Source organism: Arthrobacter sp. FX8 (genome assembly GCF_026723805.1).
Taxonomy (GTDB): Bacteria; Actinomycetota; Actinomycetes; order Actinomycetales; family Micrococcaceae; genus Arthrobacter.
The window spans coordinates 670541-695988 of sequence record NZ_CP113505.1 but is presented as its reverse complement, the minus strand read 5'-3'; the positions used below and the strand labels follow the sequence as shown (position 1 = coordinate 695988).

Here is a 25448-nt window from a genome sequence, read left to right as displayed (position 1 = left end):
GGGCACGGGCAATGACGATAGCGTTAGGCCCATGACGTCTTCCGATGCCGAACTTCGCCTGCTCACCGAAGCCCGCGAATGGGCTGCCCAAGACCCGGATCCCGCAACGAAGGCGCTGCTCCTTGAGCTTGTCCGCCTTGTTGAGGACGGCGATCCCGCGGCCCGGCAGGAACTGGAAGACAGCTTCCGCGGCACGCTCCAGTTCGGCACGGCAGGGCTGCGCGCCGCCCTTGGCCCGGGGCCGAACCGGATGAACCGGGTGGTGGTGCGCCGCGCCGCAGCGGGACTCGCGGCCTTCCTGGGGGACGCCGCAGCCAAGGCCGCTCCGGGCACCCGCCCGCGCGCCGTCGTCGGGTATGACGCCCGGCATAACTCGGATGTCTTCGCGGCCGAAACCGCGGCAATCTTCACCGCGGCCGGCATCGAAGCCTTCCTGCTCCCGGCGCCCCTCCCCACTCCCCTGCTGGCGTACGCCGTCCGCGCCCTGGACTGCGACGGCGGCGTCATGGTCACCGCCAGCCACAACCCGCCCCAGGACAACGGGTACAAGGTGTACCTGGGACGGCATGCCGTGCCGGCAGACGGCGACGGCGCCCAGATCGTGGCGCCCTACGACGCGGAAATCGCTGGCCGGATCAGCGCCGTGGGGCCGCTGGAATCCATCACGCTGGCAGAGGGCGGCTGGACCGTCCTGGACGGTTCGCTGGCAGCCGGGTATGAGCGGGCGACGGCGGCACTGGCCATGGCGGACCGCTTCCCCGCCCGGGACCTGCGGATAGTCCTCACCCCGCTGCACGGCGTCGGCGGCGGGACTGCGCTGGACGTCCTGGAAGCGGCAGGTTTCAAAGATGTCACCGTGGTGGCTGAACAGGCCGAACCGGACCCGGATTTTCCCACCGTAAGTTTCCCCAACCCGGAGGAACCCGGCGCCCTGGACCTGGCCCTCGAGGCGGCCGCGCAGCTGGACGCCGACCTCGTGATCGCCAATGATCCCGACGCCGACAGGGCAGCCGTGGCGGCAAAGGATCCCGATACGGGCGCCTGGCGGATGCTCCGGGGCGACGAAGTGGGTTCCCTGCTGGGCGCCCACATGGTGGCCCGGCTCGCGGACGGCACCGCCGGCGCGGACGCTGACGGCCGGGGCGTCTTCGCCAATTCGATCGTTTCCTCACGGCTGCTGGCCCGCATCGCCGCCGCGGCCGGCTTCGCCCATGAGGAAACACTGACCGGGTTCAAGTGGATCTCCCGGGTTCCCGGGCTTGTCTACGGCTACGAGGAGGCGCTGGGGTACTGCGTTGCCCCGGAGCTGGTGAAGGACAAGGACGGCATTTCCGCCGCCGTCCTGATCGCCGAACTCGCGGCAGCGGCCAAGGCCGCAGGCAAGACGGTCTTCGACACCCTGGATGAGCTGTACCTCCAGCACGGCCTGCACGCCAGCGACCAGCTAAGCATCAGGGTTGCGGACCTGGGACTCCTGGACGCCATGATGAACCGCCTGCGGGTTTCGCCGCCGGAATCGTTCGGACAGTCCGCTGTGGAGGTCTTCACGGACCTGGCTGAAGGCAGCGCGCACCTGCCGCCCACCGAAGGGCTGCTCTACATCACCCGAAACCTGACCCGTGTCATCATCCGGCCCAGCGGCACCGAGCCCAAGCTCAAGTGCTACCTCGAGGTGATCCACCAGGTGGGGTCCGCCGCGGAACTGCCGGCAGCGCGCCAGGCCGCGCGTGCCTCGCTGGACGAGGTCCTGCACGACGTCAGCGAAGCGCTGGGCCTGTAGGAACTGCCGGTTAAACACCAAAGGGCGCCTGGGCCACTCAAGGCCCGGCGCCCCTTACGGGGTGCGGGTGTTACAGCTGCACCTCGACGATGCCGTCGGTGACCCGGGTGCTGAATGCTGCCAGGCGCAGGCCCGGTGTGGTGAAGCATTCGCCGGTCTCAAGGTCGTAGACCTCCTTGTGCAGGGGAGGCGATGGTGGGCCGCGTCCCCTTTGAGCCCAGGATGCCGCGCGCCATGACGTGGGCTCCGGTGGCCGGGTCCTCGTGTGCCACGGCGAAGACTTCGCTGGGGCCGGTGCGGAACAGCGCCACCTGCCGGCCTGCCACCAGTGCAGCCTCGCCCCAGGCTGGTTCGAGGTCCTCCACCGCGCAGACACGGTGCCAGCCGGTGTGGAATCCAGCGATGTCAGATTCGGCGGCGAGCGCCCCAAGTTCCAGTGTTGCCGTCATGTCCGGCTCCTTTCCCTGTGCCTGTTGTCCTTGCACGGCTGCTTTTGCGGCCGTTTCCAACGCTAGGGTCCGGGTGTTTCAACGGGGTGCGGTGAATGTGTCCGGCGCGTAAAAGAGACCTAACCCGCCCGGAAATGCGCTCGTGATGCAGAAGTTAAGTTGGCGAAACAAATGGGAAACTGAAGCGAAACTGCGTCTCCCTAGTCTGGATGGACAGCTCGTCAGAGAAGGCTGCAGGAAAACTGCCTGCGGCCCATGCGAAAGGCCCATCAGTGACCGAACAGACTTCAAGCACAGAGACTCCGCGCCGCATCGTCGTCGCCGGCGGCGGCCCCGCGGCCCACCGTTTTGCGGACGCAATGCATGCCCGCGGCCTCGATGGCTGGCATGTCACGGTCCTCACCGAGGAAGTCCACCTCCCCTATGACCGGGTGGCGCTGTCCAAAGCCCTCACCGACAACGACGTCGACCTGACGCTCGGCACGGCGTCCATGTGGGACCACGCCGGCCTGGACCTGAAGACCGGCGAGCGCGTCGTAAAGATCAACGCCGAAGCGAAGACGGTGGAAACCGCCGCCGGCAACAGCTACCCCTACGACGAACTCGTGGTCGCCACCGGCTCGAATGCGGCCCGCCTGCCCATCCCCGGCGCGGAGCACACGCACGTCTACCGCACGCTTGAAGACGTCTGGGCCATCAACAAGGCCATCGCGGAGCTCACGGAGAAGCTCGGCCGCAAGGTCAACGCCGTCACTATCGGCGGCGGGCTCCTGGGCCTCGAGTCAGCTGCCGGCACCGAGCAGCTCGGCGCCAACCCGATCGTCATCGACGGTTCCCAGTGGCTGATGGCCACCCAGCTCGACGAGGGCGCGGGCCAGGCCATGGGCAGGCTCATCAAATCCAAGGGTTTCGAAGTCCACGGCGGGGTCTTTCCCTCGGAGGTACTTTCCGACGACGACGGCCAGGTCACCGGGGTGCTGATGGCCGACGGCCGCGTCATCGACGCCGACATCGTGATCGTCGCCATCGGCGTCCGTCCCCGCGATGAACTCTTCCGCGCCGCCGAGGGCGAGGAACAGGTATTCAGCCTGGGTCCCCGCGGCGGCGTGGTCATCAACGACTACTGCGAAACCGAAGTGCCCGGCATCTGGGCCATCGGTGAAGTGGCCAACTACGGCGGCATGTGCCTGGGCCTGGTGGCGCCGGCCAACACCATGGCGGAGATCGTGGCCGACCGGCTGCACGGTGGGGATGCCACCTTCCCGGGCTTCGACACCGCCACCAAGCTCAAGCTGTCCGGTGTGGACGTGGCCAGCTTCGGTGACGCGTTCGCCAAGACCGAGCACGCCCTGGAAATCGTCTATGCCGACCCGGCCCGCGGCGTCTACCAGAAGATCGTGACCACGGATGACGCCAAGACCCTCCTGGGCGGCATCTTCGTCGGCGATGCCTCCCCTTACATGAGCCTGCGCCCGCTCCTGGGCCGCGAGCTCCCGGCCGAACCGGGCGCCTTCCTGAGCGCGGCCGGCGGTGGCGAGGCGCCGGAGACCGAACTGCCGGATGACGCCACGCTGTGCTCCTGCAACAACGTCACGGCCGGAACCATCCGTGACACCATCAACGCCTGCGGCGCCTGCGAGGGCAACGCCCCGGTCCAGGAACTGGGCGAGTTGAAGGGCTGCACCCGGGCCGGCACCCAGTGCGGCTCCTGCGTCCCCATGCTGAAGAAGCTGCTGGAAACCGAGCTGACCAAGTCCGGTGTGGAGGTCTCCAAGGCCCTCTGCGAGCATATCGAACTGTCCCGCCAGGAACTGTTCGACGCCATCCGCGTCCTGGGGCTGACCTCCTTCGAAGAGATCATGGCCAAGTACGGCACCGGCGCCGGCTGCGACATCTGCAAGCCGACGATCGCCAACATCCTGGCCAGCCAGAACAGCGCCTACGTCCTGGACGCCGGCCGCGGCACCCTGCAGGACACCAACGACCGCGCCCTGGCTAACATGCAGAAGGACGGCACCTACTCGGTGGTCCCCCGCATCGCCGGCGGTGAGATCACCCCCAAGAAGCTGGGCGTCATTGCGGCCGTGGCCGAGAAGTACGGCCTGTACACCAAGATCACCGGCGGCCAGCGCATCGACATGTTCGGCGCCCGGCTGGAGCAGCTGCCGGAGATCTGGAAGGAACTGGTGGACGCCGGCTTCGAGTCCGGCCAGGCCTACGGCAAGAGCCTGCGGACCGTGAAGTCCTGCGTCGGTTCCACCTGGTGCCGCTTCGGCGTCCAGGATTCGGTGGCCATGGCCATCAAGCTGGAACTGCGCTACCGCGGCCTGCGCAGCCCGCACAAGCTCAAGATGGGTGTTTCCGGCTGTGCCCGCGAATGCGCAGAGGCGCGCGGCAAGGACGTGGGCGTGATCGCCACGGCCGACGGCTGGAACCTGTACGTGGGCGGCAACGGCGGAGCCACCCCGGCCCACGCCCAGCTCCTGGCCAAGGACCTGGACGACGAAACCCTGATCAAGTACATCGACCGCTACTTCATGTACTACATCCGCACCGCGGACCGCCTGCAGCGCACGGCCCGCTGGCAGGAGGAGCTCGACGGCGGCATCAAGCACGTTGAGGACGTGGTGGTGAAGGACACCCTGGGCATCGCCGAGGACCTTGAGGCCGCCATGGCCAAGCACGTGGACACGTACGTGGATGAATGGGCAGACACCCTCAAGGACCCCGAACGCCTGCGCCGGTTCCGCTCCTTCGTCAATGCCCCCGACCAGAAGGACGACTCCATCACCTTCGTCCCGGACGAGCGCGGCCAGATGCGCCCCGCCACTCCGGAGGAAAAAGGCAAGGTCCTGATCGGGGCTTCCATCCCGGTCCGCTCCGCCACCACGGAAACCCCTGGAAACGAGGCATAGCCATGCAGCTCAGTATCGACCTCACCGGCCGGAACGTCCTGGTGGCCGGCGCCCCCGACGCCGCGCGGCAGGCGGTGCGGCGGTACCAAGCCGCGGGCGCCGTCGTGCACCGCCTTGGCAGCCCCGAAGAGGCGCGGCTCGTCCACCTGCCGGAGCGGCTGTTCCTGGTCGCCGCCGTCGAGGACGGACAGCCCGGCTGGGACGCCTTCCTGGACCGCTGCCGGAAGACCGGCATCCCGGTCGCGGCCGAGCCTGCTGCGGGACCCGCCGGACACGTCACCCTGGTGGGCGGCGGCCCCGGCACGAGCGACCTGCTCACCGTGGCGGCGGTCAAGGCACTCCGCGATGCCGACGTCGTGTTCTACGACCGACTGGCGCCGTACCAGGAACTGCCGCGGCTGACCTCCGCGGAACTCGTGGACGTCGGAAAGAAGCCTGGCCACCACAAGGTCAGCCAGTCTGACATCGAAAAGCTGATGGTGGAAAGTGCCCTTGCCGGCAACAACGTGGTCCGCCTCAAGGGCGGGGACCCCTACGTCTTTGGCCGCGGCGGCGAGGAAGTTGCCGCCTGCGTGGCAGCCGGCGTCAAAGTGCACGTCATCTCCGGCGTCACCAGCGCCATCTCGGTCCCGGCCGCAGCAGGCATCCCGGTGACCCACCGCGAAGTCAGCCACATGTTCACCGTGGTCTCCGGGCACGCCCCGCTGACAGAGAAGGAGCACCACCACCTGGCCGGTCTGGGCGGCACCATTGTGGTGCTCATGGGCATCGGCACCCTCCACCAGCTGGCGGCAGGCCTGCGCCGCGCCGGGATGCGCCCGGACATGCCCATGGCCGTGGTGGAGCGGGGCTACCGGCCCGGCCAGCGCACCACCATCGCTGACCTCGGCACCATCACCTCCGCCGCTGCCGGCTGCAGCAACCCGGCAGTGCTGGTCATCGGCGAGGTGGTGCGGGTGGCTGAAGCGAACCGTGACCACGCCGGTGCCGCCGCAGACCTGGACAGGCTGGCGGCCTCGCTGCTGGGATCATGAAAGGATTGACCCCCATGACTGCACTTGCACCGGCTGAACCAGCCCAGGCCGCACCGACGACGCAGGCCGAAGAAGCCACCGATGCCGCGGAGTCGCCCTTGGAAGGGTTCCGCATCGGCGTCACCTCGGACCGGCGGTCGCGCGACCTGATCGAGGCCCTGGAGCGCCGGGGTGCCGAAGTGCTGCATGCGCCGGCGCTGAAGATCGCCCCCGTCCAGGAGGACATGCGCCTCATCGAGGACACGCGGGCCATCATCGCCGCCAAGCCGGACCTGTGCATCGCCACCACCGCCTACGGCATGCGCCGGTGGTGCGAGGCCGCTGACTCCTTCGGGATCGGCGACGAACTGCTGGAAACGCTGGGAAACTGCCGCATGTTCGTCCGGGGGCCCAAAGCCCGCGGTGCCGTGCGCGCGGCCGGCCTTGCCGACGTCGGCATCAGCAGCGACGAAACCACCGCCACGCTGGTGGACATGCTGCTCACCGAAGGCGTCCGGGGCAAGACCGTCGCCATGCAGCTGCACGGCTACACCGACGTCCGCCAGATTGAACGCCTGCGGATGTCCGGCGCCACGGTCCTCACCGTCACGCCCTACCGGTGGGTCAAGCCCGACGGCGAGGACAGGCTGCCGCGCCTGATCGAGGCCGCCTGCAGCGGGAACCTGGACGTCCTGACCTTCACCAGCGCCCCAGCCGTGGACGCGATGTGGAGCACCGCCCACGAAATGGGCCTGTACAAGCAGCTGGTGGAAAGCCTGAAACTGAACGTCACCACCGCCGTGGTGGGTCCCGTGACGGCACAGCCACTCCTGGACGCGGGCGTGACGCCGCTCATCCCGGAACGTTTCCGCATGGGGGCCCTCATCCGGCTGGTGTGCGAGCACCTGGCCCTGAACCATGTCCGGCGGCTGGACACCCGCTCCGGGAACATCGAGCTTCGCGGCCGCAGCCTGCGGATCGACGGCCAGGCGGTGGAACTGGCACCCGCTCCCCTGCTGCTCCTGCGCGCCCTGCTGGGTGCCGGCGGCGCTGTCCTGTCCCGTGAATCCCTCTCCGACCTGCTGGAACTCCGGGGTTCCGTGCACGCACTGGACATGACGGTCAGCAGGCTGCGTTCGTCACTGCCGGACGGAAAGCTCATTGAAACAGTAGTCAAGCGCGGGTACCGGATCCGCGTCTAAGGAACGCCTGTGCCGGCCACTTGTGCGCCGGGAATGGCGGATTGTGTCCGCCGGCCGGTGAATGAGAGGTGGGTCACGGGTTCTGTTACCGGCCGGTAAATACTGGCGAACACGGGCCCGGTAAACAGCAATGGGTGGGTAACACAACCGAAAAAGCAGGCCCCTACGCTGGGTTCCATCATGAAGTTCCGGCCGGTTCCCGGCCGCCAGCGAAAGGGCCAGCACATGTCCGCTCCGGCACCCTCAACGTCCACCTCCGCCGCAACCCGCATCGTCATCGCCGGCGCCGGTCCCGCCGCCCAGGCCCTGGTGGCCCAACTGGACCGGGCACGGTTCGCCGGCACCATCACCGTGCTGAGCAACCGCGATGACACCCCGGCGGAACTGCTGGAGCTGGCCATGCTCCCCCAGGTCTCCGTCCGCTTTGGCCAGCCGGCCAGCCACATCGATGCTGCCAAGCGCACGGTGGCAACCGCCGACGGCATGGAATTCGCCTACGACCAGCTGGTCATCGCCACCGGTTCGGCTCCCGTGGCCAACCCGGTGGACGGCGCCGCGCAGTGCCTGAGCTACTCCACCATCGATGACGCCCCGCGCATTGCGGACGGAGTGCAGGAAGTCACCCGCGAGCTGGGCCGCCGCCCCGTGGGGATCCTGGTGGGCACCGGGGCAGCGGCAGGGCAGGCCGAAGCGGTACTCCGGGCCAAGGGGGTGCGGCCAATCCGCACCACCGCCCGGCCCGCGGCCATCATCCCCGCCGTCGTTTCCGGAGGGGCCGGTTCCCCCTCGCCGCCTCCGCCGTGGTCTTTGAAGACGGCAGCAGCATGACCGGCGACCTGGTGGTCCTGGCCGAGGAGCGGGTATCCCGGGACGGCCTCGCCGCCAGCGCGGGCCTGCGGACGGCCGCCGGCGGCGGCATCGAGATCAGCAGGGACTTCCGGACGTCCGTGCCGGGGATCTGGGCGATCGGCGACGCAGCAGCGTTCGACGGCGTGCGCCTGGGGCTGCTGGTGGCCGCCGCGTCGGCGGCAGGTGCCTGTGCCACCCAGTTGCTGACTGCCGCGGCTGCAGCGCCGGTCCTTCAGGCTGCCGCCTGAGCGGCCGCCACCGGCGCCGTGCGCTGTGACAAGATGGTTCCCGAAACCGAGTCAACGCCGGGCCCACAAGGCCCTTCGAGAGGACCATCATGAGCAACGAAGCCACCGTTCACGCAGGAACCGCTGATCCGGCCGGGACCGCGAACATCGCCTCCTACATCGACCACACGCTGCTCAAGCCCGAAGCCTCGGAAGCTGACGTGCTGAAGGTCTGCGCGGAGGCAGCCGAGTACCGGTTCAAGTCGGTCTGCGTCAACCCCATCTGGGTCAAGACCGTCACCAAGGCGCTCAAGGGCTCCGGCGTCCTCACCTGTTCCGTGGTGGGCTTTCCGCTGGGGGCCACCCCTACAGACGTGAAGTCGTTCGAGGCCCGCGGCGCCGTGCTGGACGGCGCGGACGAGGTGGACATGGTGATCAACATTGCCGCCGCGAGGGCCGGTGACCAGGGCGCCTTGACCGAGGACATCGCCGCGGTGGCCGAGACGGTGCACGCCGGCGGCGCCATCCTGAAAGTCATCATCGAAACAGCCCTGCTCACGGATGAGCAGAAGGTGCTGGCATGCCGGGCGGCCGTTGAGGCCGGGGCGGACTTCGTGAAAACCTCCACGGGCTTCAACGGTGGCGGCGCCACCGTTGAAGACGTGGCCCTGATGCGCCGCGCGCTGGGCCCTGACCTGGGGGTCAAGGCCTCCGGCGGCGTACGGTCCCTGGCCGACGCGCAGGCTATGATTGCAGCAGGTGCAACACGAATTGGTGCCAGCTCCGGGATTGCCATCGTCAAGGGTGAACAGGGTTCAACCGCTTACTGACCGGACCCGGAAGCGGCCGCAGACCAAGCCCCGCGGGGCCGAGGAGGAACATATGTCCAGCCAGATCAACGCGTCCAGCCGGGACTCGGCGTCGAACCAGGACTCCGTCCGGACCCCTCAGAACGAGAACAACCTCGCCACCAGCGTCATCCTGTTCGCGGTCTGCTTCGTGCTGTTCCTGGGCGCCATCTACTCGCTGTCCTTCCTCAGCCTGGGCAACCCGTGGCCCATGGCCGCCTGCCTGGCCCTGTTTGCGCTGGCCTTCTGGATCCCGCAGACCATCCTGGGCCGGTCCGACTCTGCGGGCGAGCACTAACACCCACTCCATACAGCAAACAACGGACCGGCGGACTTTTCCGCCGGTCCGTTGCTGTTTCCCGCTGAAGGGTGTTGCCTGCTAGAACCAGAGCCTGATCCAGGCGCCCGCGGCAGCCGCCGCACGGCCCCAGTGCTGTTGGGCGATGGCCCAGCCGGCCATCGACATGCCCACCATGGCGTACGCGCTGACCGGGATCAGCACCAGCCACTCCCGCTTGGAACCGGCACGCCCCAGCAGGGGAAGGGACAGGGCGCCGTTGGCCCGCCAGACGTTCCGCAGCAGGGGCAGCCGGCGCAGTATTTTCGGCGGCCGGACCACCAGCGGCCACAGCAGCGGCACTCCTCCGGTGGTGATGAGGTCGCCCACGATGTGCACCACCACCCCGATCAGCATCGAGGTGGGCAGCCAGGTCCACTGCCCCGGCGCGTATACGGTGACCAGGCCCGCCATGACCAGCGCGAAGATCCAGTTGGAGATAAAGCCGCTTTTGGGAAAGAGCTTCAGCGCCTTCGCCGCAATGTTGATCAGGAACATGCACAGCAGCCCGGCCCCCACGGACAGGCGGCCCCAGCCGGTGTCCAGGTGCACCTGCGATGCCAGGCCGGCGAGGAAGACAAAAACCGCGGCACCAAGGATGGAGTGCGTTCCCTGCCGGTGGCCCCCGCTGGCGTTCTCGATGCCGCGCGCAATCACGTTGGACAGCGGCGGCAGCGAGTGGGCCACCGTGCTTGCCCGGTGGTCCCAGTCGCACACCAGTGCCGTGCCCGCGGTGGCCATGCCGCCGATGAGGATGCCCGTGGGATCCAGCGGGTACCAACCCAGGGTGTAGGGGCCGGTGGACGCAACAGCTACCCACGCCGCGGCTCCAGACGCGGCGTGGTGTCCTCCCATCACGTACTAGCCGCTGACTGCCGGGGCGGCGAGCGGGGCGTCGGAGAAGATATTCCGGATCACGCCGTTGGCCCATTCCAGGATCTCGGCGTCCTGCAGATCCCGTCCGCCGATCCGTGCCGTCTTGGGCTTGGGGATGAGGACGGCGTCGAGTGCGGGTTTGGACTGCGATCCGGGGTACATCCGGTTCAGGCGCATGATCTTGGATTCCGGGAGCGAGGCCGGGGAGAACTTGATGAAGTTGCCCTGCAGAGCGACGTCGGACAGGCCGGCTTCGCGCGCACCAACACGGAAGCGTGCCACCGCCACCAGGTTCTGGGCGGGCAGCGGAAGTTCACCGTAGCGGTCAACGAGCTCGGCCTGGACCTCGTCGATGGCCTCATTGGTGATGGCCGCCGCGAGCTTCCGGTAGGCCTCCAGGCGCAGCCGTTCGCCGGGGACATAGTCGTGCGGCAGGTGGGCGTTGACGGGCAGCTCGATCTTCATCTCCGCGGCCTTTTCTTCGGCCTCGCCCCGGTAGTCCGCCACGGCCTCGCCCACCAGCCGGATGTACAGGTCAAAGCCCACTCCCTGGATGTGGCCGGACTGTTCGCCGCCCAGCAGGTTGCCGGCACCGCGGATTTCCAGGTCCTTCATGGCCAACTGCATGCCGGCGCCCAGTTCGTTGTGCGCGGCCACGGCCTTGAGCCGTTCCAGCGCCACCTCGCCCAGCGGCTTCTCTGACGGATACAGGAAGTAGGCGTAGGCGCGTTCACGGCCACGGCCCACGCGGCCGCGGAGCTGGTGCAGCTGGGACAGGCCGTACTTGTCCGCGCCGTCCACGATCAACGTGTTGGCGTTGGAGATGTCCAGGCCGGTCTCGATGATGGTGGTGCACACCAGCACGTCGAAGCGCCGCTCCCAGAAGTCAACGATGATCTGCTCCAGGCGGCTCTCCGACATCTTGCCGTGCGCCACCTCGACCCGTGCCTCGGGCACCAGCTCGCGGATCCTGGCGGCCGTCCGCTCGATAGTGGACACCCGGTTGTGGACCAGGAACACCTGGCCTTCACGCATCAGCTCGCGGCGGATGGCGGCCGAGGTCTGCTTGTCCGTGTACGGGCCCACGTAGGTCAGCACGGGGTGCCGTTCCTCCGGCGGGGTGGCCAGGGTGGAGGTTTCCCGGATGCCGGTGAGGGACATCTCCAGGGTGCGGGGAATCGGGGTGGCACTCATGGCCAGGACGTCCACGTTGGTGCGCATCTTCTTCAGCGCTTCCTTGTGCTCCACGCCGAACCGCTGTTCCTCGTCCACGATCACCAGGCCCAGGTCCTTGAACTCAAAGTCCTTGGCCAACAGCCGGTGCGTGCCGATCACCACGTCCACGGCACCGCTCTTCACACCCTCCGCCGTCTCCTTCGCTTCCTTGGCGCTCTGGAACCGGGACAACGGCTTCACCCGCAGCGGGAAGCCGGAGAAGCGTTCGGTGAAGGTCTCGTAGTGCTGCTGGGCCAGCAGGGTGGTGGGCACCAGCACCGCCACCTGTTTGCCGTCCTGCACCGCCTTGAAGGCAGCGCGCACCGCGATCTCGGTCTTGCCGTAGCCCACGTCGCCGGACACCAGCCGGTCCATGGGAATCTCCCGCTCCATGTCCGCCTTAACCTCGTTGATGGTGGTCAGCTGGTCCGGCGTCTCCACATACGGGAACGCCTCCTCCAGTTCCCGCTGCCAGGGCGTGTCGGGTCCAAACGCGTGGCCACGGGAGGCCATGCGGGCAGAGTACAGCCGGATCAGTTCGCCGGCGATCTCCTTGACGGCTTTGCGGGCCTTGGACTTGGTACTGGCCCAGTCCGCGCCGCCCATCTTGCTCAGCACGGGGGTGTCGCCGCCCACGTAGCGGGTCACCTGGTCCAGCTGGTCCGTGGGGACGAACAGCCGGTCGCCGGGTGCGCCGCGCTTGGCCGGCGCGTACTCCAGCACCAGGTATTCCCGGACGCCGTCGCCGCCGCCGGCCACCTTGCGCTGGATGAGTTCCACGAACCGGCCAATGCCGTGCTGTTCATGGACCACGTGGTCCCCCGCCACCAGTTGCAGGGGATCGACGGCGTTGCGCCGTTTGGAGGGCATCCTCCGCATGTCCTTGGTGGACCCGGCGGAGGTCCGTCCCAGCAGGTCGGCTTCGGTGAGCAGGCCCAGTTTGAGGCCGTCCAGGACAAAACCACGGCCGACGGCGGCAGTGGTCACCTCGATGATGCCCGGCTGGGGTTCGTGGTCCAGGCTGTCCACCCGGGCACAGGGAATGTCGTTCTCATGGAACAACTCGGCCAGGCGCTGGGCCGGCCCGGGCCCTTCCGTGGCCACCACGATCCGCCACTGGTCGCGGACGTGCGAACCGATGAACTCCATCATTTCCGCCACGTCGCCCTGGTAGCCCCGCGGCTCCCGGGCATGCAGGTTCAGCACGTCGATCTCGGGCAGCAGCTCCGCGTCCTGCGCCAGTGACGTAATCGACCACCAGGACACGCCGTGCTCCAGCGAGGAGGTGCGCGTTTCCGCCAGGGACCGGAAGCTGGCAGAGTGCAGCGCCGCACTCGCCTGCGAGCTGAGGTCCAAAGGTGCCGCACCGCCGTCGGACGCGGTGGACCATGCCGCTTCGAGGAACTCCTCGTTGGTGGCGGCAAGGTCGTGGGCGCGGGTGCGCACCTTCTCCGGCTCGATCAGCACGGCGATGGAGTCGGCAGGCAGCTGGTCAACGAACGGAACCATCGCATCCACCAGCACCGGCGCCAGGGATTCCATGCCCTCCACGGCGATTCCGCCGGCGATCTTCTCCAGCATGTCCGCGGCGGCCGGAAGCTGGGACTTCAGCGTGGCGGCGCGGGACATGACGGACGGGGTGATGAGGATTTCCCGGCACGGCGGGGCATGCAGTTCGGCGGGGTGGTGGACGCCCGGGGCGGACAGCGAGCGCTGGTCGGCCACGGCAAACCAGCGCATCTGGTCCACTTCGTCCCCGAAGAACTCCACCCTGATGGGGTGGTCCTCGGTGGGCGGGAAAACGTCGATGATGCCGCCGCGGACGGCGAACTCACCGCGGTGCGTCACCATGTCCACACGGGCGTACGCGGCGTCGGCAAGGCTCTTCACGACGTCGGAGAACGGCACCTCCTGGCCCACCTTCAGCGTGACGGGAACCAGGTCGCCCAGGCCCGCCACCACCGGCTGGACCACGGCGCGGACCGGCGCGACGACGACGCGGAGCCGGCCCGCCGTCGAGCTTTCCGGATGGGCTGGATTTTCCGGATGGGCCAGGCGGCGCAGCACGGACAAGCGGCGGCCTACGGTGTCCGAGCGCGGCGACAGCCGCTCGTGCGGGAGGGTCTCCCAGCTGGGGAACTCGGCCACCGAATCCGCGGGCAGGTACGCGCGCAGGGCCGCAGTGAGGTCCTCCGCCTCCCGGCCGGTGGCAGTGACGGCCAGCACCACGCCCGGCTCCATACCGCCCGCCTGTTCCGCCTTGGCCGCCAGCCCGTCAGCCATCTCCGCGAGCAGCACCGGACGAAGTCCCGGAGGAGCGCTGATCTGGTAGTCCTGTCCGCGGACGGCGAATCCCCGGGCAGCCTCGGCGCGGACCCGGGCGAACGTCTGGTCCGGCGCCAGGGCACGGCGCAGCCCGTCCAGCGACGGGGCGGCACTGGTCTTGGCGGGCCGGGCCGTGCCTGTCCTGGACGTGCCCGTGCTGGATGTGCCTGTGCTGGATGTGCCTGTGCTGGATGTACCTGTGCTGGATGTGCCGGCGGCGGACTGGCCGGGAAGACTCATGGCAGAAGCTCCTGTGGTGTTCATCGAGGGTCGCAGGCAACGCGAAAACCCGAAATTCGCTGCGAATCCCGGGTACTCCCAGCCTACAGCGCAGGAACGACATGGCAGCGCGGCGCCCACAGGCCTAGGCTGGCAGGGCCGGACAGTTGCCCGTTCGGAGCCCCTTAGTTCGGAGCCATTTTGTTAGGAGCCGTGTTGTTCGGAGCCGCGGCCCGTCCGGACGGGCCGCGGCTCCGAAGAACAAAGGACGAAGCCAGGCCGGCACGAACAGGGGCCAGGACCATACAGGAGCCAGCATGACTGCAATGAGCGCCCAGCCAGCACCAAAGACTGTCCTTGTCACCGGGGCCACCGGTTACATCGGCGGCCGCCTGGTGCCCCGGCTTTTGGAAGCAGGCCACACCGTCAAGGTGCTGGTCCGCTCGCCGGACAAGATCGCCGGCGTGCCCTGGCGGGACAAAGTGGACGTGGTGGAAAGCAGCCTGGACGACGGCGACGCCCTCCGCGACGCCCTGGCCGGCGTCGAGGTCTTCTACTACCTGGTGCATTCGATGGCCGCCGGCGCGGGATTCGAAGCCAAGGAAAAGGCCATGGCCAGGACGGCCGCGGATGCTGCAGCGGCCGCGGGGGTCCGCCGGATCGTCTACCTTGGCGGCCTGCACCCCCAGGGGTGGAGCTGTCCACCCACATGCGGTCACGGGAGGCGGTGGGCAAGGTCTTCCTGGACAGCCCGGTGGACGCCGTAGTGTTCCAGGCAGGCGTGGTGATCGGCTCCGGCTCCGCCTCCTTCGAGATGATCCGGCACCTCTCCGAAACGCTGCCCCTGATGCCGGCGCCCAGCTGGGTGCGCAACAGGATCGAAGCCATCGCCGTGCGTGATGTCCTCTACTACCTGGTGTCCGCAGCGTCGCTGGAGGGCCCCATCAACCGCACCTTCGACATCGGCTGCCGGCAGGTGCTGACCTACGCGGGGATGATGCAGGAGTACGCCGCCGAAGCGGGCCTGCCCTACCGGGTGGTGCTGGCGCTGCCGGTACCGGCACCCAAGCTGGCAGGCATGTGGGTGGCCCTGACAACACCCATCCCGCTCTCCATGGCCGTGCCGCTGGTCCAGTCCCTGCAGCATGACGCGGTGGCCAACGAACACGACATCGACCAGTACATTCCCCAGCCCGACGGCGGCCTGACCCCCTACCGCACGGCGGTGGCCCTGGCGCTGGGAAAGGAGCGGGACGGCCAGGTGGAGACCACCTGGGCCAACGCCGGTGCCGACTCCGATCCGCTTCCCAGCGACCCCGATTGGTCGGGGCACAAGGTGTACATCGACGAGCGGACCTTCCACGGCGATGTGGACCCGGCCCACGTCTGGACGATCATCGAGGGCATCGGCGGGCGCAACGGCTGGTATTCCCTGCCCCTGGCCTGGCAGGTCCGCGGCTGGCTGGACAAACTGACCGGCGGCGCAGGCCTGCTGCGTGGCCGGCGGCACCCGCACACCCTGGCCATCGGCGAAGTGGTGGACTGGTGGCGGGTGGAGCAGATCGACCGGGGCAGGCTCCTGCGGCTGCGGGCCGAGATGCGGGCGCCGGGACGGGCCTGGCTGGAGCTTTCCGTGGAGCCCGACGGCGCGGGCAGCCGCTACCGGCAGCGCGCCATCTTCTTCCCCAAGGGATTGAGCGGACGGCTCTATTGGCTCGCCGTGCTTCCGTTCCACAGCCTGATCTTCCCGGCCATGGCCCGGAACATCACCGCTGCCGCCCAGAAACTTGCCGATGCGGAGCCCTCGCCGGTCACCCCGTAGGATGTTGGAGGCGTAAATCCTTTCCCCAAATCCCAGGAGGACCCATGGCGCTGAGCGCAACCACAACCCTTCCGCACTCCGTTGACAGCGTTGCTGCTGTGCTGGTGAACGAAGATTTCCAGCGCCACGTCAGCCAACTGGTAGGCGGCACCCTGGAGTCCTTCAGCGTGGACGGTGACATCGCAGGGGCCTTCAACGCCACCTCGGTGCGTACCCTCCCCACCACGCGCCTGCCCGAGATTGCCCGCAAGTTCGTGGGTGAGCACCTGAAGGTGACGCAGGTTGAAAACTGGGAGGCCCCGGCCGCCGACGGCTCCCGCCAGAGCAACATTTCGCTGAAGATCGCCGGCGCCCCGGTGGATGTCACGGCCGTCCAGCGCCTGGTGGCCGATGCCGGTGGAACCCGGGTGGAGCTCGAGGGCGCCGTTAAGTCCTCTGTTCCGTTCCTGGGCGGCAAGATCGCCGACGCCGCCGAACCCATGGTGGCCAAAGCCCTGAACCTGCAGGCCGCACAGGCTCAGGCCTGGCTGGAAAGCCACTAACCCATGCAGCTTCCCGTCCTCGCAGCGCTGGTCCTCATCGTCGCCGGCGTCTGGTCCCTGGTGGTCTGGCCGCAGTTCCTGCGCCGCGTGATGAAGGATCCCCGCGCCCGCGATGCGGCAGGAAAGGCCACCAAATTCCTGACCGTGCACGTGGTGCTGGTGAGCATCTCCATGGTGCTGGGACTCGCCACAGCGGTGATCGGTGTTCTCGGCCTGCTGGGCTGAACCAGCCGTTCCACGGCGCGAAAACAGCCCGGACCTTACTCCTGTTGGAGCAAGGTCCGGGCTGTTTCCGTCTGGCCTGGGTTGCCTGGCCTAGGCTGCCTGGTTAAGCGCGTCCTCCGCAGCAACCCAGGAGATCATGGCGCACTTGACCCGGGCTGCGTAGCGTGCCACTCCTTCGAACGCTGCCGCATCCCCAAGCAGCTCAGGATCAGCATGGACCTTCCCACGGGACCTCAGCACCTCCCGGAAGCTGTCGATAATTTCGTGCAGTTCAGCCACGGTCATGCCTTCGGCGAGGTCGCTGAGGACGGACGCCGAGGCCATGGAAATGGAGCAGCCGGCGCCGTCCCACGCCACCTGTGCCACTTTCCCGTCCTGGACGGCGAGCCGGAGTGTAACTTCGTCGCCGCACACGGGGTTGAGCTGGTGCGACTGCCCGGTGGAGGTGCCTTGGGGCGCTTCGGTCGCGGCGAGCCCGCTGCCGTGGCGGGCCTTCGAATGGTCCAGGATGATCTGCTGGTACAGCTGGTCAAGGCTCATGGTGTCACCTTTCGTCTTCTCCGCTATGCGCGGAAGTAGGCCCGGACGCCGGCAACGGCTTCAAGGAAGCGGTCCACGTCGTCCGTGGTGTTGTAGAGGTAGGCGCTGGCCCGGGTCGTGGCGGTCAGTCCAAGCCTGCGGTGCAGCGGCTGGGCGCAGTGGTGTCCCACGCGGACGGCGATTCCCCGGGAGTCCAGGAACTGTCCCACGTCATGGGCGTGGACGCCTTCGACGTCGAATGCGGCAAGGCCGATCCGTTCCTTTCCGGCTGCCGGGCCCAGGACCCGGACGCCGGGAATGGATTCCAGCCCCGCCACCATGCGCTGGCCCAGTGCGGCCTCCCACGCATGGATCCGGGCCAGCCCGGTTTCCGTCAGGTAGTTCGCTGCGGCCGCCATGGCTACCGCCTGGGAGATGCGCTGGGTGCCCGCTTCGAAGCGCTGGGGCGCCGGGAGGTACTCGGCCCGCTCCATGGTGACGGTAGTGATCATTGACCCGCCGGTCAGGAACGGCGGGAGGATGTCCAGCAGCTCCTGCCGCCCGTACAGCACGCCAATCCCCGTGGGGGCGAGCATCTTGTGGCCGGAGAAGACCGCGAAGTCCACGCCGAGTTCCTTGACGTTCAAGGGCAGGTGGGGAGCCGACTGGCAGGCGTCCAGGACAACCAAGGCGCCGGCCGCATGCCCGAGGGCCGTCAGTTCCGCTACCGGGTTGATGATTCCCAGGACGTTGGAAGCGTGGGTGAAGGCCAGGACTTTGGTACGCGGGCCGATAATCCCGGCGGCCTGGTCCATGCGAAGGCTGCCGTCATCTCCGATGGGGATGTACCGGAGGGTGGCTCCTGTGCGGAATGCCAGCTCCTGCCATGGAATCAGGTTGGCATGGTGTTCCATCTCGGTCACCACGATGTCGTCCCCGGGCCCCAGGGACAGCTCCCCGAGCCGCTGGTCGCCGCGGCCCTGGGCAGCCCACAGTCCGGCATTGGACAGCGCATAGGAGAGGAGGTTCAGTCCCTCCGTCGCGTTCGAGGTCCAGATGGTTTCCTCGTAGTCCGCACCGATGAAGTCGGCGATGGTTTGGCGGGCGTCCTCGAAGACTTCGGTGGCCTCAACCGCAAGATGGTGGGCGCCCCGGTGCACGGCAGCGTTGCGCTGCTCATAGAATTCCTGCTCGGCTTCGATGACGCTCACGGGGTTCTGGGATGTCGCCCCGGAGTCGAGGTAGACCAGCGGCTGTCCGTTCACCAGTTGGTTGAGGACCGGGAAGTCATTGCGGATGCGCAGCACCTCGGCGTTGTCCATGACAGGTACGGCACGTTCCAGTGTGGCTGGCGTTGATACTACGGCCAAAACGAACTCCTTGGGCTGCCCATGTCTGACAACCCAATTGTCCCACACACGGCTGTGGCGGCCGCCCGGGAGGGGCGGCCGCCACCGCTGCCCCGGGCTTCGGCCGAGGGAGTAAAGGGCCGGCGACGGCTGGGGGAGAGTCTCGGTCTCAGAAGACTCTGACGTCGCCGGCCCCGTCTTGACCCGGTCCCTGGGGACCGGAAGTTGAGAGGGCCTCACTGTCCTGATTGGCTGCTCTGCGGCTTCCGGCCTGCCGCTTTGCTTTGCCTCCTTAAGTAAATCCCGTGGGGCCCTTACGTACACGAGTAGGGTGTACTCGAATCCAGGCGGGTGCACTACCGGGTTGGCGCTCCTGCGCACCCTCCGGGCGGGATGGTTGGCGGGCTTGGGTACGACGGCGGCCCGGCGGTGCTTCCCGGGTGGAAACACCGTGGGCAGCGGGTGGCCGGGGGCAGGGATTTCGACGTCGGGCGGTCAGCAGGGATTCCGATGCCCGACTGGCAGCACGGAGGCACGGCAGGGCCGGTTTGGGAGGCCAGACCTACTTTGGCAGGGCCGCTTCCAGCTCATCGCGGCTGCGGACGCCGAGCTTGACGTAGGTGCGGTAGAGGTGGCCCTCCACGGTCCGGACGGAGACCATGAGCCGCTGTGCGATCTCGCGGTCGGTCAGGCCCTGCACGGCCAGCTCCACGATGTCCTGTTCGCGCCTGGTGAGGCGAACGGTGGGCGCCGCGGCGATGAAGCGTCCTTCACGGAACCGCTCGCCCAGTTCGTGGTCGCACTTTTCGCGCTGGGCCACGGCCTGGCGTGAGCGCCGGCGTTCACCGGCCTGCTCCAGCACCGTGCTGGCACGGGCATAGGCTTCGCGGGCCAGGTTGACAAAGCCTGCCTCCTCCAGCGAGGCAGCTGTTGCCATGAGGGTGTCGCCGTCGGCATCTTCCCAGGCGGTGGCCAGCGTCAGAAGAGCTTCTGCCCACCGGCCTTCCACGTCCCGGGCCGCCGCCTGCACCATGGGCACCACCGAGGGGTCGCCCAGGTCCCAGCACATGGCCAGGACCTGGAGCAGGTTTCCCTTCCGTGCGGAGGCCTGGGTGGTGGTCATCAGCGTCTGCAGTGCGGCCAATCCCTTGCCGTCGCGGGCCAGGTATTCGGCGGCAGCGGCCATGTAGGCCTCTGCCAAAAGATCATGCGCCGGCCAGCCGGCGTCGGCGTCCTTGTGATCCTGTTCAAGGCGCTGTGCCTGTTCCGTGTCGCCCAGCCGGGCCGCGGCGTAGAAGCCGAGGGCCGTGCCGAACCGGTACAGCTGCAGCGGGTCGTTGAGCCTCAGCGCCTCAACAGCGGGCAGCAGGACCTGATAAGCGCGTTCCATCCTCCCCTGCCGCAGCAGCGAATACCCCCGCAGCAGCTGGAGGCTCCCGTTGAAGGTGGCCGCGCCAAGCGTGTGTCCGGCCGCGTAATGGTCGATCTCGCGCTCTGCCGGCTCCCATTCACCCATGGCCAGGTAGTCGGAGACGAGCCTTCCCAGCACGAACTCAGGGAAGAAGAACAGGCTGCCTTCGAGCGGGGGAAGTTCCGAGGCTGCCAGCAGTGCGGCCTCCAGCCCCTGCACGGGGCGTCCCGCCGAGCCGAGGGCGTGGGAGAGAAGGCCCTCAGCCAAGGCGCGGAGCGGTTCTGCGGCTTCTGCCGGGGGCGCTTCCGCATCGTGTCCACTTCGTCGTTCAGCGCCGGGAAGTTCACCTCGGCACCGAGGTGGAGCAGGTGCAGGAGCCCTTCCTGCCAGCTCCTTTCGCCGTCGCTGGAGAGCGGGACGTTCTTTTCGACGTCGTCCGCGATCATCCCCAGGGGATGGCCGATGGCCAGGTGGGCCGAAACCCGGAGCAGCAGGACGGCCGGTCCCTGGGGATCATCGGCCAGCCGGAGCCAGCACTCGTCAAGGAGTGCCGCGGCCCCGGTATAGGCGCCCTCGTTATACAGGGCCCGCGCCTGGATGGCCTGGGCCAGCGGAACCATGGCGGGGTCGTGGATACGGGACGCAATGGACCGTGCACTGTCGTTGCGGAACCGCAGCAAGGCTTCCTTGGCCGCGGCCAGCATCTCGTCGTCGCTGACCCTGACGCCGCACTCCAGGGCCCACTCCACTGCCCGCAACCGGCCCTCCCCGCGCAACTGGGTGGGATCCTGGTGGGCCCTGACCTTCTCCAGCAGCTGGAGGCTGCGGGAGACCGACACGGTGTTCCGGATGGCGCCGGCGAAGAGTCCGTTCCAGATGGAAAGCTCCGCCGGGATGCCGGGGGCTTCGACGATGATCTGCTGGTCCAGCAGGGACCGGACCACGGCTGCCCCGCTGATGTCTTCGATGACCTTCCTGCCCACCGGCCCGGCAAGGGCAATGAGCTTCAGTGCTTCCTGCTCTTCGGTCCGGCGCCGGAGATGGTCTTTGGCCACCACGCCTGCGAGGCGGTCCCCATCCGCGGGCAGCGGGCCCAGCAGCATCCAAATTCCGTTGCGCTTGGCGAGGACGCCGGCCTCGGCGGAGTCGTGCAGCAGGGCGTCGAGGATCCGGGGATTGCCGCTTGATGCGTTCCAGATGGAGTCCACCGTTGCAGCCGGCACGGTCCCGTCGAGGACGTGGTCCAGGACTTCTTCAATCTGTTCACGGTTGAGAGGCCGGAGGTCCACGCGTTCGGCCAGGCCGTCGTACCAGAGCTGGTCGAGCGGCTGTGGGAGACCCGGCCGTGGCCGGGCGGCAGCGAGCACCGTTGCCCATCCGGCTGAAATCACCTCGGCCAGCACCCCCGCGGAAGCATCATCGAGGTGGTGGGCATCGTCCACCGCCAGCAGGACCGCTCCCCCGCTGCCGGCCTTGAGCTTCTCAAAGTAGGACCACATGGAACGCAGCACCGCGACCGGCGAGACGGACTCCTCGGCGGTGAGTTCCCCCGTATAGGGTGTCAGGACTCCGAATGGCACTCCGGCCAGGGCCGAACTGGCGTGGATGCGCAGGATTTTCATGTTTCCGGCCAGGCGCTCGGTCACGGCGTCAGTGACGGCCGACTTTCCGATGCCCGGGCCGGCCATGATGAAGACGGCCCGGTGGGTTCCGTTCCGGACCATGGTGCAGATGCGGTCCACCGGCTCGCGGCGGCCGGTCAGGAGCCGGTGTGCAGTCGCCGGCTTGTGGCCATTAGACGAGTCCAGTCAGATCACCCCTTGAAGTTACGCCAAGCTTGGTGAAGACCTGGTACAGGTGGCCTTCCACGGTGCGCACGGAAACACCCATTTCCATGGCGATGTCACGGTTCGAGACGCCGCGGCCGGCCATGCGGGCAATCTGCCGTTCCCGGCTGGTCAGCAGCGGGCTTCCGCTGCTGGGAACAATGGGAAGGTTGGCCACGGTGGCAGCCAGGATGTCCAGCCGGGCCTGCGCAGTCCTCGCCGAAAGGGCATCCCCGTCCTGCCGGGCAAAGTCCACTGCCAGCGCCATGCACCTGGCCTCGACCGCATCGAGTTCGAGCGTGGCTGCAATTTCACCGCCGGCAAGGAGGGTTTTGGCATCCTTTGTCCTGCTGCCGACTGCGATCAGCCGCGAGACATCGGCCAGCGGTCCCTGCCGGCGGCCTGCGATCTCCTCCAGGAGGCGGAAGTCGGCGTCGCTGCCGTTCACCGTTGCTGCCAGCAGGTAGATGCCGGCCACTGTGTGCCTGCCCGCCTCCAGGTTCCGGCGGGCCCCTTGTTTCAGCGCTGCCACTGCCTCGGAGTCGCCCAGCCAGCGCCCCGCCACGAGCGAACAAAAATCGATAATGCTCTCCGTGGCAAATCCTGCCTTGCCCGGCGCCCTTTGCAGTTTGGTGAGGTACTTGCGGGCGAACGCGGCGTTGCCGGTCTGGGCGTACGCCAAAGCCGTGGCTGCGTAGGCGGTACGCAGTGCGGCCTGGACAGGCTGCAACTCCAGCTGGGCGGCGGCCGAGATCAAAGGCTCCAGGGCGGTCTCGCCGCGCCCGGAAAAGACAAAGGCCACGCCGGCTGCGAGTTCGGTGGCGGCGCTGCGGTATGGAAGCCGGTGGGGCTGGCCCGTGCTGAATGGGCTGAGGAGGTCGATGCAGCGGCGCCACTGGCCAGCCATCAGTGCGACGAAGTAGGCCTCCCTGGCGTAGCGCTCGCGCAGGCCCACGACGTGCGAGGCGTCCGTGAGCTGGCCGCCGAGCTTTCGCATGAGGCCCAGCGCGTCCATCTCGCGCCCGGTCATGGCCAGCGCGCCCATCAGGATGATCGCGCACTGGAGCCGGAACCCGGTGTCCGGATTGCCTGCGGGATCGGCAGCCCGCTCGAGCGCCGGGATCATGGCGGCGTAATCGCCGGCATGGGCCTGGTATTCGAATTCACTCAACGAGATACGGTTTGCCGCCACCGCTGCCGCTGCCGGCCAGGAGGAGTTGTTGTCCGCTTTCCCGAGCCGTTCCCGCGCCGCGGCGAGCAGTTCCCGGACTTTGCCCGCACGCTCCGGAATGCAGAGCATGACCCGCGCTTTGGCGGCCACCACTTCGGCGTACTCCAGGGGATCCAAAGCCTCGAGTTCAGGCTGGGAGATGCCATCCAGGGCGGAAAGCGCCTGGACCGGCATGTCCAGCTGCAGGTACGCCGCAGCCTTTTGCCGCTGCGCCGATGCCCACCCGGCGTCGGTCCTCTGCACCATCTCCGCGTACGTCAGGGCAAAACGGGGGTCGAAGAGCTGGACTGCGGCCTGGGCGGCCGCGAGTGCCAACTGCGGGCTCAGCTCGGCCTCGCACTCATGGGTCCACGCGGCGAAAGACATCAATTCTTCCACCGTCATGGCTGCCGGGTCCGGCTCCTGGCCGCCCAGCAGGACGCTGCGCAGCTCCCGCCGGCGGGAAATGCTCAGCCAGGTCCGGACTACGTCACCGATGTACTTCTCCCGCAGCGACACCCAGCGGTGCTCGGAGTCGTCGATCTCCAGCAGGCCGCCGTCTTCCATGTCCGCAACCACGTCCGCGCCATAGATGGCGGTAAGGGCGGCCAGTTCCACCCGCCGGGCACAGGAAAGCATTTCGATGACGTCCCGGGTTTCGGGTGTCTCCCGCGACCAGCGGGACCGGACGATGTCGTCAAGGCTGGCGGCGCCGTCGAGCACCACTTTGTCCCGCAGCGTCCAGACCGAATCGGACAGGACCAGGTTTCCGGAGAGCTGCTGTTCGGTGACCAGCGCTTTGAGCAGCAAGGGATTTCCACCCACCATCTGGTGGTAGGTGGTCACCAGGGAAGAGGCGACGCGGTGGCCCAGCAGGGAAAGGAGCACCTGCCGGGTTTGGAGTTCGTTGAGGTTGTTGAGCCGCACTTCCGTGAGCTTCCGCTCCGTCAGCAGCCAGTGGAAGTCTGCCGGCAGGTCGCTGGCGTTGGGGGCCACAGCGATGATCTTTGCCGTGCCGGTCAGCAGGACATTCAACAGCACCCCCGCACTCATGTCGTCGATGCAGGCCGACGTGTCCAAAGTGATGACGCAGGGCCTGCCGGCGGCGTCGCTGCGGATCAGGGAGGTTATGCCACGGAGGATGGCGGTGGGCGAGCCCATGTAGGCCTGCGGGAGCCGGGCCAGCAGGAAGGAGAGGCAGCCGTACGGGGTGCTGGGACCGGAGGGGCCGCTCCGGAGTTGCAGCGACCAGACATCGGGACCCAGGTCCGCAACGGCAGCGCGCGCCAGGGAGGACTTGCCCACGCCTCTGGCTCCTGTGATGACAACGCCCAGGGAGTTTTCGCTGGTCAGTGCGGTGCGGACAGCATCCAGGTTGGCGCTTCGTGCAGGCATGGACCATTGCTGGCCCTCCGGCGCCGCGGAGGTTGGTGTGGGCAGCCTGTCACCCTGAGGTGTTGACCCACGTCCCCAGCTGAGTGGCTCGATTGACATGAACTTTTCCCCTACATCCTGCAATAGCGGGATGTAGCCCCATTGCTCCCCCGCATAGGAAGAAGAGTACCCCCTGCCACAGACAAGGAAACAGGGTCAAAAGGAACTTTTACGATTCCAGCTGTTGTGATCCCGATTTGGCCGGGTGGAACCTCTGCTGGGCAGCCGTCAATCCATCGCGCAACAGGGACTCGACGGCGTCGGCGGCATCGTCCAGCAGGAAGGGCAGTTCCTTGTGTTCCGCGGTGCCGAAATCACGCAGCACGTAATCGGCTGTGTCCATCCTGCCAGGCGGCCTTCCCACCCCCACGCGGACCCTGAGGTAGTCCTTGGTACCCAGGGCCTTGGAGATGTCCCGCAACCCGTTATGGCCGCCCTCGCCGCCGCCGAGCTTGAGCTTGACGGTGTTGAACGGAATATCGATCTCGTCATGGACAGCCACCACGTGGTCTGCGGGGATCCCGTAGAAATTGGCCAGGGCGGAGACCGGGCCGCCTGAAACATTCATGTAGCTCATCGGTTTCGCAAGGACCACGCGCGGGCCGCCGATCCCCAACCGGCCTTCAAGGACCTGCGCGCGGGCTTTGTGGGTCTTGAATCCGGCGCCGATGCGGCCGGCCAGTTCATCGAGCACCATCTGGCCTACGTTGTGCCTGTTGCCTTGGTACTGGGCGCCTGGGTTGCCGAGGCCAACGATCAGCCAGGTATCTGTCATGGAGTCAATCCTATTGGGGGCGGTTACGCGGAAATGGAACGGCGGTGTGCGGACATGACAGTGGCCGGACCCGTGGGGGT

Annotated in this window: 14 protein-coding genes and 4 pseudogenes; 10 read left to right on the top strand and 8 right to left on the bottom strand. The window is 67.8% G+C overall.

Annotated features, from left to right (window positions below; translation table 11 throughout):
* The first annotated feature begins 31 nt into the window (after positions 1 to 31).
* Complete coding sequence (locus tag OUO20_RS03175; protein WP_134164530.1) at positions 32 to 1780, top strand: phospho-sugar mutase; 1749 nt, start codon at positions 32 to 34, stop codon at positions 1778 to 1780.
* A gap of 70 nt (positions 1781 to 1850) precedes the next feature.
* Here the strand turns inward: OUO20_RS03175 and nirD are convergent.
* A pseudogene (nirD, locus tag OUO20_RS03170) lies at positions 1851 to 2229 on the bottom strand (nitrite reductase small subunit NirD).
* 272 nt (positions 2230 to 2501) lie between these two features.
* Here nirD and nirB point away from each other — a divergent pair.
* From nirB to OUO20_RS03140, 6 genes and pseudogenes are all read left to right on the top strand, one after another.
* Positions 2502 to 5144: a nitrite reductase large subunit NirB gene (nirB, locus tag OUO20_RS03165; protein ID WP_018770114.1), complete on the top strand. Its 2643-nt coding sequence runs from the start codon at positions 2502 to 2504 to the stop codon at positions 5142 to 5144.
* 2 nt (positions 5145 to 5146) lie between these two features.
* Positions 5147 to 6178 (top strand): uroporphyrinogen-III C-methyltransferase, encoded by a 1032-nt coding sequence (gene cobA / locus OUO20_RS03160; protein ID WP_018770115.1) that lies wholly within the window; start codon positions 5147 to 5149, stop codon positions 6176 to 6178.
* A 14-nt stretch (positions 6179 to 6192) separates the two neighbouring features.
* Entirely contained in the window at positions 6193 to 7359 is a 1167-nt protein-coding gene (locus OUO20_RS03155) for a uroporphyrinogen-III synthase (protein ID WP_018770116.1), read from the top strand.
* Positions 7360 to 7584: 225 nt separating this feature from the next.
* Positions 7585 to 8456: pseudogene (locus OUO20_RS03150) on the top strand (FAD-dependent oxidoreductase).
* Between the two features lie 89 nt (positions 8457 to 8545).
* Positions 8546 to 9265, top strand: coding sequence for a deoxyribose-phosphate aldolase (deoC, locus tag OUO20_RS03145; protein ID WP_268002825.1), 720 nt, complete (start codon positions 8546 to 8548; stop codon positions 9263 to 9265).
* Between the two features lie 52 nt (positions 9266 to 9317).
* Positions 9318 to 9581, top strand: coding sequence for a hypothetical protein (locus tag OUO20_RS03140; RefSeq protein WP_018770119.1), 264 nt, complete (start codon positions 9318 to 9320; stop codon positions 9579 to 9581).
* 81 nt (positions 9582 to 9662) lie between these two features.
* Here the strand turns inward: OUO20_RS03140 and OUO20_RS03135 are convergent, their stop codons facing one another.
* Together OUO20_RS03135 and mfd are read right to left on the bottom strand one after the other, a co-directional pair.
* Positions 9663 to 10475 carry a metal-dependent hydrolase gene (locus OUO20_RS03135; protein WP_018770120.1) on the bottom strand — a complete coding sequence of 271 codons (813 nt, stop codon included), beginning with the start codon at positions 10473 to 10475 and terminating at the stop codon, positions 9663 to 9665.
* Positions 10476 to 10481: 6 nt separating this feature from the next.
* Positions 10482 to 14276: a transcription-repair coupling factor gene (gene mfd / locus OUO20_RS03130; protein WP_268002824.1), complete on the bottom strand. Its 3795-nt coding sequence runs from the start codon at positions 14274 to 14276 to the stop codon at positions 10482 to 10484.
* 296 nt (positions 14277 to 14572) lie between these two features.
* On the opposite strand from mfd, the pseudogene OUO20_RS03125 reads away from it, so the two are divergent.
* From OUO20_RS03125 to OUO20_RS03115, 3 genes and pseudogenes are all read left to right on the top strand, one after another.
* A pseudogene (locus OUO20_RS03125) lies at positions 14573 to 16077 on the top strand (SDR family oxidoreductase).
* Between the two features lie 44 nt (positions 16078 to 16121).
* Positions 16122 to 16619, top strand: a complete 498-nt coding sequence (locus OUO20_RS03120) for a DUF2505 domain-containing protein (RefSeq protein WP_018770123.1) — start codon at positions 16122 to 16124, stop codon at positions 16617 to 16619.
* A gap of 3 nt (positions 16620 to 16622) precedes the next feature.
* Complete coding sequence (locus tag OUO20_RS03115) at positions 16623 to 16844, top strand: SCO4848 family membrane protein (protein WP_056393524.1); 222 nt, start codon at positions 16623 to 16625, stop codon at positions 16842 to 16844.
* 90 nt (positions 16845 to 16934) lie between these two features.
* Here OUO20_RS03115 and sufU read toward each other — a convergent pair whose 3' ends face one another.
* The 5 genes and pseudogenes from sufU to pth form a co-directional block, all read right to left on the bottom strand.
* Complete coding sequence (gene sufU / locus OUO20_RS03110) at positions 16935 to 17384, bottom strand: Fe-S cluster assembly sulfur transfer protein SufU (protein ID WP_018770125.1); 450 nt, start codon at positions 17382 to 17384, stop codon at positions 16935 to 16937.
* Between the two features lie 23 nt (positions 17385 to 17407).
* On the bottom strand, positions 17408 to 18733 hold the full coding sequence (locus OUO20_RS03105; RefSeq protein ID WP_026265910.1) for a SufS family cysteine desulfurase: 1326 nt from the start codon (positions 18731 to 18733) through the stop codon (positions 17408 to 17410).
* 541 nt (positions 18734 to 19274) lie between these two features.
* Positions 19275 to 21811: pseudogene (locus OUO20_RS03095) on the bottom strand (LuxR C-terminal-related transcriptional regulator).
* Positions 21812 to 21917: 106 nt separating this feature from the next.
* Entirely contained in the window at positions 21918 to 24653 is a 2736-nt protein-coding gene (locus OUO20_RS03090) for a helix-turn-helix transcriptional regulator (RefSeq protein WP_056393522.1), read from the bottom strand.
* A 109-nt stretch (positions 24654 to 24762) separates the two neighbouring features.
* Positions 24763 to 25368: an aminoacyl-tRNA hydrolase gene (pth, locus tag OUO20_RS03085; RefSeq protein ID WP_018770129.1), complete on the bottom strand. Its 606-nt coding sequence runs from the start codon at positions 25366 to 25368 to the stop codon at positions 24763 to 24765.
* Positions 25369 to 25448: the final 80 nt, after the last annotated feature.

Excerpts from the sequence above, each read along its gene's own strand:
- OUO20_RS03175 (WP_134164530.1), top strand. The coding sequence starts at position 32 with ATGACGTCTTCCGATGCCGAACTTCGCCTGCTCACCGAAGCCCGCGAA.
- cobA (WP_018770115.1), top strand. The coding sequence starts at position 5,147 with ATGCAGCTCAGTATCGACCTCACCGGCCGGAACGTCCTGGTGGCCGGC.
- OUO20_RS03155 (WP_018770116.1), top strand. The coding sequence starts at position 6,193 with ATGACTGCACTTGCACCGGCTGAACCAGCCCAGGCCGCACCGACGACG.
- deoC (WP_268002825.1), top strand. The coding sequence starts at position 8,546 with ATGAGCAACGAAGCCACCGTTCACGCAGGAACCGCTGATCCGGCCGGG.
- OUO20_RS03140 (WP_018770119.1), top strand. The coding sequence starts at position 9,318 with ATGTCCAGCCAGATCAACGCGTCCAGCCGGGACTCGGCGTCGAACCAG.
- OUO20_RS03135 (WP_018770120.1), bottom strand. The coding sequence starts at position 10,475 with ATGGGAGGACACCACGCCGCGTCTGGAGCCGCGGCGTGGGTAGCTGTT.
- mfd (WP_268002824.1), bottom strand. The coding sequence starts at position 14,276 with ATGAGTCTTCCCGGCCAGTCCGCCGCCGGCACATCCAGCACAGGTACA.
- OUO20_RS03120 (WP_018770123.1), top strand. The coding sequence starts at position 16,122 with ATGGCGCTGAGCGCAACCACAACCCTTCCGCACTCCGTTGACAGCGTT.
- OUO20_RS03115 (WP_056393524.1), top strand. The coding sequence starts at position 16,623 with ATGCAGCTTCCCGTCCTCGCAGCGCTGGTCCTCATCGTCGCCGGCGTC.
- sufU (WP_018770125.1), bottom strand. The coding sequence starts at position 17,384 with ATGAGCCTTGACCAGCTGTACCAGCAGATCATCCTGGACCATTCGAAG.
- OUO20_RS03090 (WP_056393522.1), bottom strand. The coding sequence starts at position 24,653 with ATGTCAATCGAGCCACTCAGCTGGGGACGTGGGTCAACACCTCAGGGT.
- pth (WP_018770129.1), bottom strand. The coding sequence starts at position 25,368 with ATGACAGATACCTGGCTGATCGTTGGCCTCGGCAACCCAGGCGCCCAG.